The organism is Liquorilactobacillus satsumensis DSM 16230 = JCM 12392 (assembly GCF_001435195.1).
In the GTDB taxonomy this organism is placed as follows: Bacteria; Bacillota; Bacilli; order Lactobacillales; family Lactobacillaceae; genus Liquorilactobacillus; species Liquorilactobacillus satsumensis.
Map to the genome: position 1 here is coordinate 99,470 of NZ_AZFQ01000055.1, position 8,566 is coordinate 108,035.

General features: G+C 39.4%; 8 protein-coding genes. 3 read left to right on the forward strand and 5 right to left on the reverse strand.

Features of this window, described 5'->3' with window-relative positions:
* Position 1 precedes the first annotated feature (1 nt).
* From gyrB to dnaA, 5 genes are all read right to left on the reverse strand, one after another.
* Positions 2-1,951, reverse strand: coding sequence for a DNA topoisomerase (ATP-hydrolyzing) subunit B (gene gyrB / locus FD50_RS11955; protein ID WP_056962003.1), 1,950 nt, complete (start codon positions 1,949-1,951; stop codon positions 2-4).
* Positions 1,941-3,110 (reverse strand): DNA replication/repair protein RecF, encoded by a 1,170-nt coding sequence (gene recF, locus FD50_RS11960; protein WP_056962005.1) that lies wholly within the window; start codon positions 3,108-3,110, stop codon positions 1,941-1,943. The genes gyrB and recF overlap by 11 nt, the downstream gene beginning before the upstream one ends.
* Positions 3,111-3,338, reverse strand: a complete 228-nt coding sequence (gene yaaA, locus FD50_RS11965) for a S4 domain-containing protein YaaA (protein ID WP_056962006.1) — start codon at positions 3,336-3,338, stop codon at positions 3,111-3,113. It lies immediately after the preceding gene.
* 433 nt (positions 3,339-3,771) lie between these two features.
* Positions 3,772-4,911, reverse strand: coding sequence for a DNA polymerase III subunit beta (gene dnaN / locus FD50_RS11970; RefSeq protein ID WP_054757336.1), 1,140 nt, complete (start codon positions 4,909-4,911; stop codon positions 3,772-3,774).
* Positions 4,912-5,074: 163 nt separating this feature from the next.
* Positions 5,075-6,430, reverse strand: coding sequence for a chromosomal replication initiator protein DnaA (gene dnaA / locus FD50_RS11975; RefSeq protein ID WP_056962007.1), 1,356 nt, complete (start codon positions 6,428-6,430; stop codon positions 5,075-5,077).
* Between the two features lie 529 nt (positions 6,431-6,959).
* On the opposite strand from dnaA, the gene rpmH reads away from it, so the two are divergent.
* The 3 genes from rpmH to yidC all read left to right on the forward strand — a co-directional run bounded on the left by rpmH (position 6,960) and on the right by yidC (position 8,359).
* Positions 6,960-7,094, forward strand: a complete 135-nt coding sequence (gene rpmH / locus FD50_RS12595) for a 50S ribosomal protein L34 (protein ID WP_057895598.1) — start codon at positions 6,960-6,962, stop codon at positions 7,092-7,094.
* Between the two features lie 66 nt (positions 7,095-7,160).
* Positions 7,161-7,496: a ribonuclease P protein component gene (gene rnpA / locus FD50_RS11980; protein WP_054757335.1), complete on the forward strand. Its 336-nt coding sequence runs from the start codon at positions 7,161-7,163 to the stop codon at positions 7,494-7,496.
* Between the two features lie 29 nt (positions 7,497-7,525).
* Positions 7,526-8,359 carry a membrane protein insertase YidC gene (gene yidC / locus FD50_RS11985; protein ID WP_054757334.1) on the forward strand — a complete coding sequence of 278 codons (834 nt, stop codon included), beginning with the start codon at positions 7,526-7,528 and terminating at the stop codon, positions 8,357-8,359.
* Positions 8,360-8,566 lie beyond the last annotated feature (207 nt).

The following is an 8,566-nucleotide window of genomic DNA, read 5'->3' on the forward strand; positions in this document are numbered from 1 at the left end:
CTTAAACGTCCAAGTTCTCAACGTAAGTTGCATTTTCTTCGATAAATTCGCGCCGTGGCTCAACCTTATCGCCCATTAACATCTCAAAAACATTATTTGCTTCTTCAGCATCAGAAAGTTCCACTTGCAACAAGCGACGATTTTCAGGATTCATTGTCGTTTCCCACAACTGCTCAGCATCCATCTCACCTAACCCTTTATAACGTTGAACAACTGGCTTAGGACTTGGTGGCAGTTGACCTAATGTCTGCTCTAACTCACTTTCAGTATCAATATACTTAATCATTTTACCTTGCCTTACCTGGTACAAGGGCGGTTGTGCAATATAAACATACCCCGCGTCAATCATTGGACGCATAAAGCGATAGAACAGTGTTAGCAACAGTGTCCTAATATGGGCGCCATCAACATCGGCATCTGTCATTATGATCAATTTATGATAATTTGCCTTAGTCACATCAAATTCCTGCCCGAATCCCGTTCCAAGTGCCGTGAACAGGGAGCGAATTTCCTCATTGGCCAGCACACGATCAAGAGACGCTTTTTCAACATTCAGGATTTTCCCACGAATTGGCAAAATTGCCTGTGTTAATCTTGATCTTCCTTGCTTAGCTGAACCACCAGCAGAATCTCCTTCGACAATAAATAATTCCGAAATTGCCGGATCTTTGCTGGTATTATCTGCTAATTTTCCTGGAAGATTACTAATCTCTAAACCGTTTTTCTTACGCGTAACTTCACGCGCACGCTTAGCAGCGACTCGTGCTTTAGAAGCCAGCATCCCTTTTTCAACAATTTTACGCGCCACCGTCGGGTTCTCAAGCATAAATTTATTAAAATGTTCCGCAAATAAGCGATCAGTAACTGTTCTTGCATCCGAATTTCCTAATTTAGTTTTTGTCTGACCCTCGAACTGTGGATTAGGATGTTTAATACTTACAACTGCAGTCATCCCTTCGCGTACATCTTCTCCAGACAAATTATCTTCATTTTCCTTTATCATGTTGCTCTTATGCGCATAATCATTGATGACACGCGTCAAAGCTGTTTTAAAACCAGCTTCATGGGTCCCGCCTTCATAAGTGTGAATATTGTTCGTAAAGGTCAGCAGGTTGGAATGAAAATCATTCGTATATTGCAAGGCCACTTCAACAATAATTCCTTTTTGCTCTCCCTCAAGATAAATAGGTTCATCAAAAAGGACTTCTTTGCCTTTATTCAAAAATTCCACGTAATGCCTAATGCCACCAACATAATGAAATTCTTTATAAGTTGGTTCCGCTGGACGCTCATCCTTAATCGTAATTTTCAAACCTTTATTTAAAAAGGCAAGTTCGCGAATTCGCGTAGTCAAAATTTTAATATCATAAACTGTTGTTTCAGTAAAAATGTCAGGATCTGGAACAAAATGTACGCGCGTGCCATGTTCATGTTCACCACAATTACCGCTGATATGCATCTCATGCTCAACTTTGCCACGCTTAAAATCCATTGCGTAGAGCTTGCCATTATGTTTAACCTGGACACTTAAGCTTGTAGAAAGAGCATTAACAACAGAGGCCCCAACACCATGAAGTCCACCAGAGACTTTGTAGCCGCCACCGCCAAATTTGCCACCGGCATGCAGGATTGTAAAGACAGTCTCAAGTGCGGGTCTGCCAGTTTTAGGCTGAATTCCGACCGGAATACCGCGACCATTATCTTTGACAGTAATGCTGTTGTCTTTTTCAACAACCACATTAATTTCATCAGCAAAGCCTGCAAGTGCCTCATCAATCCCATTATCAATGATTTCCCATACAAGATGGTGTAGTCCCTGAGAGCTTGTTGATCCAATATACATCCCAGGCCTTTTTCTAACGGCTTCGAGGCCTTCAAGGACTTGAATCTGACTGGCATCATATTCTTTAGCACGTGCTTCTTTAGCTTCCTGCATTTCTTTATCTGTCAACCTGTTTCCCTCCTGATTGTTTAGCTGCTGCAGTTGTTTCACTGTGATCCGCAAAAACTTCTCCTTGTGCGATTCTAAATACCTTTGGATCTCTAATTAATTTACGCGTTATCTCACTAATACTGGGAGTCGTCAAGAACGTCTGCACCCGATCTTGAATGGTCCGCAATAAATGCGTCTGCCGTTTCCCATCCAACTCAGAAAGAACATCATCGAGCAGTAGGATTGGATACTCGCCCGTTTCTTTCTTCATCAAATCAATTTCAGCCAACTTAAGCGCCAGTGCGGTTGTACGCTGCTGTCCTTGGGAACCATAAACATGTACATTTTTTTGATTTATTAAAAAACGCACATCATCACGATGCGGACCATAGAGCGTTGTTCCCTGCATGATTTCTTTTTCACGATTATTTTCATACAATTGCTTTAATGCTGTATACAAACTCTCTACACTTTTTGCTGTTGTCTGCGCTACACTAGTTTCATATTCAAAGCGTAATTGTTCTTTAGTTTGCGTAATTTGGTCCTGCAATTGCTGGGCATATTTCTCCAACTCTTTTAAGAAAGTAATTCTTTTAGCGATAATCTCAGCCCCAAAAGCTGCCAGTTGATCAGAAAAGACCCCTAGCAAAACAAGATCCTTAGTTTGATGCAGTTGCAGTTGTTTTAAATATTGATTACGCTGCTTCAAAACTGTACGATACTGCGTCAAATTATAAAGATAACGTGCATCAATCTGCCCGAATTCCATATCAATAAAACGTCTTCTGACAGCAGGGGCGCCCTTAACAAGTGCAAGATCTTCCGGAGCAAATAAAATAACGTTCATTTGTCCGATATATTGCGATAACTTGGCCTGTTCCAAAAAATTAAGCTTGGCTTTTTTACCTTTGCGGCTAAGGATCAATTCCAAATGAATTTTTCCGGGTTGCTTTACTAATGTTCCACGTAAAGCAGCTGTGTCTTCTTTAAATTTGACTAATTCGCGTTCGTTACCTGTCCGATGACTCCGCGTCGTTGCTAAGACATAAATTGCTTCTAGTAAATTAGTCTTACCTTGTGCATTTTCACCAATCAAGATGTTGATCTGCGGTGAAAATTTTAATTTTGTCGCTGTATAATTGCGAAACTGCTTAAGTTCTAGATCTTCTAAATACATTTACCTTGCCTTTTGTGCGCGCATTACAAAGGTTCCCACTGTGGGAATCTCAACTTTGTCACCAGAATAGAGCTTGCGACCGCGTCGTTCGTCAAGTTGCTCATTAACTAGAACCTTGTTTTCTTGCAAAAACCATTTTGCTTGTCCCCCAGAAGAGATTACATCTGCAATTTTCAGCAACTGTCCGAGAGTTATATATGGTGTTTTTAGCAAAATTTCTTTACTCAACAGGCACCGCCCACTTTCTTAATTATACTTTAATTATACCCTTTTTAAATTCAAATGACAATCGTAGATAGCCCTCAGAGCTTATATAAGCGTTTTTAATATCCCTTAATGGAATTAGACTATCTACTAGGCAAAAACGCTCATTTTGAACAATACAAGGTTTAATGCGAGTTAATTTGTACAAGCTGCTTTGAACGAATTCTAAAAACAAAACATTTTGAGTATCAAAAGACATCCCTTGATAACTCTACTCAGCTTAGCAGGCTTTCTAGGCTGTTTAAGCAAAATAAACCAAAGGAAACAGAGCAAAACTTAAATTTTTACTCAGTCCCTTTGGTTTATTTTGTAGTCTGTACATAAATATACTTTACTAGCAGTTTTTACCCAACATTTTTCCGTTAAGCTAATGCTTAATTTTTTAAGAAATAAAACACTAGAATGTCCGTACAGGTGTGATTAACTGCACGAAATGTTCGTGGTCTTCACTTGGAACCAATGTAAATGGACGCAGTGGCAGCGTAAATGCCACCGTTACAGTGGTTTGGCCAAATGAACGTAATGCATCTTTCATATAATCCGGATTAAAGGATATTTCGATATCATTTCCTGTTAAATTCTGAAAATGCAGTTCTTCTTCCACATTGCCGACTTCCGGTGAATTCCCATAAATCGTAGCTTTTTGAACTGCTGTTTCCAGCACTAATTTAACAACATTATTTTGTCCTTCATGCGACAGCAAAGAGGCACGCTCGATCGCAGCTAAAAAGTCCGCAGCGTTAAATTCGATTGAAGTCTCTGCAGTTTTAGGGATCAAGCGTTCCGTATCAGGATAATTGCCTTCCAAAAGTCGTGAATAAAAAGTTGTTTTACCTAAATCAAATAAGACCTGATTTTCTGAAATGCGTAGACTGATCTTGTCAGCCTCTTCTGGAATCATTTTGGCTAACTCGTTTAAAGATCTGCCAGGAATGATGATGTCATAATTTGCATTTTGTGCAGCTGGCAGAGCAATTTTTCTTTGACTCAGGCGATGACTATCTGTAGCGACCGCTAATAATTCACCTTCTTTAATTACCAGATGGATTCCAGTTAAGATCGGGCGACTTTCTTGTGTAGAAACTGCAATTACTGTTTGCCCAATCAATTGTTTTAACAGATCACCTTTGAATTCTAATTTTTCTTCCGCATCAATTTCAGGAAGCCGTGGATAATTATCAGCATCTAATCCCTTAATCGTGAAAGAAGCTGAACCAGAAGTGATTTCTGTTTGGTAATTTTCTGTAACTTCAAAAGTCATCGTTTTTTCTGGAAGTTTTTTAACAATTTCACTAAAAATACGTGCAGCTAAGACAATTTGTCCTGGTTGTTCGATTTGTAATTCTGCATTATCATCATCTGCTGCAATAAAAGTTTCGATTGAAATGTCGGCATCACTACCAGTTAAGGTTAAGCCGCGTGCTTCTAACTTGAGTTTTAATCCTGTCAAAATTGGAATAGTTGTTTTAGTCGAAATCGCCCTTTGAACATCTGATAAACTTTTTAGGAATGCTGTCCGGTTCACCGTAAATTTCATAAGTTGCCTCCTGGTATATATAATTAAGAATAATTAAGTAAAGTAATAGTAGTAGGTCCTGTTGATATTGTGGAAAACTAAAAATAAACCCAAAAATAATAAATATCCACATGTGGATATCCTGTGTATAACTACGCTTTTTACGCACAGCTTTCCACAGGCTCTATTTTTTCAACTTTCCCTTCAAGTCACCGACTTCACGTTGTAGCTCACTATTATTGTCAAGTTCTGCTGAAATTTTTTCATGCGCGTGAATTACAGTTGTATGGTCTTTACCGCCGAATTCATGTCCGATTTTTGGTAAAGATGCGTCAGTCAGTTCACGTGCAAGGTACATTGCAACTTGGCGTGGAAGCACAATGCTTTTAACCCGCTTTTTCCCTTTAAGATCACTGATTGAAATATGATAATACTTTGCAACTTTGTCTTGGATTACTGAAATTGAAATTTCGTTGGACTTGCCATTTAATTTCAAATTTTTCAAAGCATCCGCTGCCAGACTGGTTGTAATGGGCATATGGGTCATGGATGAATAGGCTTGAACCCGCACTAAAGCACCTTCCAGTTCACGAATGTTAGAGTCGATTTGGCCCGCAATGTAGCTTAGCGTATCGTCAGGGATTGCTGAATGATCGGCATTAGCTTTATTGCGTAAGATCGCAATCCGTGTTTCTAAATCAGGGGGGGTAATATCAACTGATAAACCCCATTTGAAACGTGAAACAAGCCGTTTCTGAAGCTTAGGAATTTCATTAGGCAAACGATCAGATGAAAGCACAATTTGTTTTTTGTCGTCATAAAGCGCGTTAAAAGTGTGGAAAAATTCTTCTTGCGTACCTTCTTTATCGGCAAAAAATTGAATATCATCGACTAACAAAAGGTCGACACTCCGGTATTCTTTACGGAATTCTTCTTGTCTTTTTGTCTGAATCGAGTTGATAAAATCATTTGCAAAAGCCTCGCTGGTTACATATTTGACCTTTGCATCAGGCCGATTTGTTAACATTTGATGACCAATGGCGTGCATCAAATGCGTTTTACCAAGACCAACGCCACCGAAGAAGAACAACGGGTTATAGAGTGCACCAGGTTCTTCCGCCACAACTAAAGCTGCCGCATGTGCCATTTGGTTGCCTTTACCAATCACAAATGTTTCAAAGGTATATTTGTCATTTAACTTTGTTTCCCGCATAAATGTTGGCCGTGAATCAACCGCGTTTTGACCTGTAGGTTGAGAAGTGGCATAACGCGGCTTTTGCAACGGATTAGGCTCTTCCGGTAATTTTGCAATAATAGTGATTTTTTGACCAATTGAGGTTTCAATCATCGTCGCAGCCTGATTGCTTAAGTTTGCTTTCCAGTAGTCTTTATGTAATGCGGTCGGAACCTCAATTACCAATGTATTCCCAGAAAAAGCAACGGGTTTTACGGCTTTAAGCCAAGTGTTGTAGCTAATAGTTGAAAGCTTATTTTTAAATTCATCGCAGATATATTGCCATAAAGTTTCAAGATCAGGCACAAAGAGACCTCCTTTCTATAAAATGTCGCTTTACATATTCTAGCATTTTTAAAAAAAGTTTTCCACAGGTACGTGTAAAACATAAAAACAGTTTGCACAGGACTGTTAATCGTTTTTGCACAGGATGTGAAGAACTAAAAACTATGAAATTCTGCGTAGTTTTTCCACAAGCACCATGTCAACTGTTAAGCCTAATATAAAAGGATTTCAAAGACTTATGCACAGTTGAATGTAGAGCTGTGTATAAGTTGTTGACAGGGTGTGAATCTGTGTAAAGTTCTGTCGAACGTTTTGTGCACAGGGAAAAGTGTAGTTTGAGAAATCCACAGGAGAAAGCGATTTCTAATTATATCTGTGGATAAGTTTTCGGTGGTTTTTGCGGCCTGATTTTTGAAAACAGCTTTTAATACAGTTTTTTTTGTGATAACATAACTGAGTAAAACTCAACTTGACAAGAGATCTTTATTTTAATAAAATGTTAGTTATGATTGTCGAGTCCTATTACTCGATCAAGGAGGTGTAGAATCTAATGAAGAGAACATATCAACCTAAGAAACGTCATCGCCAAAGAGTGCACGGTTTCCGTAAACGTATGAGTACCAGCAACGGTCGCGCTGTTTTAGCACGTAGACGTCAAAAAGGTAGAAAAGTATTGTCTGCATAGGCCACTGACCGTCAGTGGTCTTTTCTTTTTAATACAGGAGTTTTGCAGGACACTGGGAGATGTATTATGCGAAAATCATACCGTGTCAAAAAAGAAGCTGAATTTCAGAAGGTCTTCACCCAAGGCAAGTCGTATGCAAATCGACAATTTGTTGTTTACGTGTTAAGAAAATCTGATCAGCTTCATTTTCGAGTGGGAATATCAGTAGGAAAAAAAATAGGAAATGCTGTGGCGCGTAATTGGGTTAAACGTCGAATTCGGCAAAGCCTGACAGAACTCAAGCCCAAATTGCGGCAGGAAGTTGATTTCATTGTAATCGCTCGTCCTGCAATTTCGGGTGCGTCTATGGCCGAGACTAAAAAAAATTTAATGCATGTTTTGCGGTTAGCTCACATGTTATAAATTCGGCTTTTTAAAGTGAGGGAAATGCAGTGAAAAAAGGGAAAAGAATCCTCACGCTGCTCAGTGTGATGGGACTAGTATTTATCTTATCCGGTTGCAGTACTTCAACTGTCACAGAGAACAGTTCTGGAATCTGGGATCATTACATTATTTGGAACTTCATTCAAGCGATTCAATTTTTGAGTAGACTATTTGGGAATAGCTACGGCTGGGGGATCATTATTTTTACGATCATCATCCGCGTTATTTTATTACCATTGATGTTCTACCAAACAAAGAGTATGCGCAAAACGGCTGAATTGCAGCCTAAGTTGAAGGCTTTACAAAAGAAGTATTCAACCAAAGATGCAGAAACACAGGCTAAATTGCGTGAAGAACAACAGAAGCTCTATGCACAGGCGGGTGTAAATCCTGTTGCTGGGTGCCTACCGTTGGTTGTACAGATGCCAATTTTGATTGCGCTGTATCAAGCGATTTTACGGTCGCAAGCGCTGAAGACGGGTTCGTTCTTATGGATGCAGCTTGGTGAACGCGATGCTCTCTTTGTTTTACCAATTTTAGCTGCTATCTTTACTTTCGCTACCTCTAAGTTGAGTGTCATGTCGCAGCCGGAACAAAATGGCATGACGGCAGCAATGACCTATGGGATGCCGATTTTCATTCTGTTTACAGCGATTTCTTTACCATCAGCATTGTCGCTGTACTGGGTCGTTGGAAATGCCTTTTCAGTTCTTCAAACGCTTTTACTGAACAATCCTTTTAAAATAAATAAGGAACGTGAAGAAAAAGAACAGGCGCAACGTTCGCGCAAGAAAGCTCTTGAAAAAGCGAAGCGCAGGGCCTATAAGGGTAAAAGAAAATAGAAAATATTCCTAGTTGAGGAATTAAGTCTGGTGGCAATAAGTAGATTATGTCGTTGGAATCGCGGAGTTGATTAAGATCAGCTCCTTTTTTTGACTTTAAAATATTAGATTAAGGTGCTCAGCTTGTTTTTTAACACAGATTTGCAATCAAAAAGGGGGCTGTGACAAAAGTTAAATTTTGTCACAGCCCCTCTTTTATTCCGGATA